The 1,353-nt window shown below is 69.2% G+C and carries 1 protein-coding gene; it reads left to right on the forward strand.

Annotated elements, in window-relative coordinates; translation table 11 throughout:
• The first annotated feature begins 72 nt into the window (after positions 1 to 72).
• A protein-coding gene (locus tag QSK52_RS39010; protein WP_285741031.1) for an IS3 family transposase occupies positions 73 to 1,316 on the forward strand; the annotation gives its coding sequence in 2 pieces (ribosomal slippage) (positions 73 to 412 and positions 412 to 1,316; 1,245 coding nt in all).
• The last annotated feature ends 37 nt before the right edge of the window (positions 1,317 to 1,353 follow it).

The raw sequence follows: 1,353 nt of genomic DNA on the forward strand, positions 1-1,353 counted from the left end.
GGGCCTTCGCCCTGATGGGTGGACACGCTGATACTGGATCTGCTTGATCCGGAGGAAGCGAGAACACCGCCGATGGCGATGAAGGACTACTCGGACGAGTTCAAGGCCGATGCCGTGGCCCTGTACGAGTCCACGCCCGGGGCGACCTACAAGGACATCGCCGCTGACCTGGGCATCAACAGGGCGACACTGCGCGAGTGGGTGCTGCGTGACCGCGAACGCCGTGGTGTGACTTCAGCCGTTCGGGCGGGCGGGACGGCGTCGGCCGGGGCAGGACGACCGGCTGTGTCCGACGATCCGGAGATACGGATCCGGCAGTTGGAGGCCCGCGTCGCCGAACTGGAGGCGAGCGAGCGGAAGCTGGCCACCGAGCGGGACATCCTGCGCAAGGCGGCCAAGTATTTCGCCGGCGAGACGAACTGGTGAGCCGCTTCCAGTTCGTCCACGACCACCGGGACGCCTACGAGGTGAAGCGGCTCTGCCAGGTCCTGGACGTCAACCGGTCCAGCTACTACAAGTGGCTCGGCGGCGCCGACGCCAGAGCCGCCCGCCGACGCGAGGACCAGGTCCTGGCCGAACGGATCCGCCGGATCCACGCCGACTCCGGCGGCGCCTACGGCTCGCCGAGGGTGACCGCGGAACTGCGCGAGACCGGTACGCGGGTGAACCACAAGCGGGTCGCTCGGGTCATGCGCGCACACGCCATCACCGGCGTCCGCCTGCGCAGACGGATCCGCACCACCGTTGCGGACCCGGCCGCGACGCTCGTCCCGGACCTGTTCGAGCGGGACTTCACCGCCCCGGAACCGGGACGCAAATACATGGGCGACATCACGTATCTGCCGCTTGCGGGCGGGGAGTTCCTCTACCTGGCGACCGTTTTGGACTGCTTCAGCCGCAAGGTCGTGGGCTGGTCGATCGCCGACCACATGCGCACCGTCCTGGTCACGGACGCGCTGCGGATGGCAGCTGCGACCCGCGGCGGCCTGGACGGGGCCGTGTTCCACTCCGACCACGGGGCGCAAGACGGGTCCAGGGCCTTCGCCGACCTGTGCGCTGACCTGGGCGTCACCCGATCGATGGGCGCGGTCGGCAGCAGCGCGGACAACGCGGCCTGCGAGAGCTTCCACGCCTCCCTCAAACGCGAGACGCTCCAAGGCACCCGCGACTACGGCAATCCCGCCACCTGCCGCAGGACCGTGTTCGCCTGGCTGACCCGCTACAACACCCGCCGCCGGCACTCCGCCAACGGCCACCTCAGCCCGAACGAATACGAACGCCGACGCCACACCGCTAAGCTCACGCTCGCCGCGTGACAACCAACCGCGTGTCCACCTTCACGGGCGAAGCCCC

Origin of the sequence: Kitasatospora phosalacinea (genome assembly GCF_030268885.1) — a bacterium.
GTDB classification, from domain to species: domain Bacteria; phylum Actinomycetota; class Actinomycetes; order Streptomycetales; family Streptomycetaceae; genus Kitasatospora; species Kitasatospora phosalacinea_C.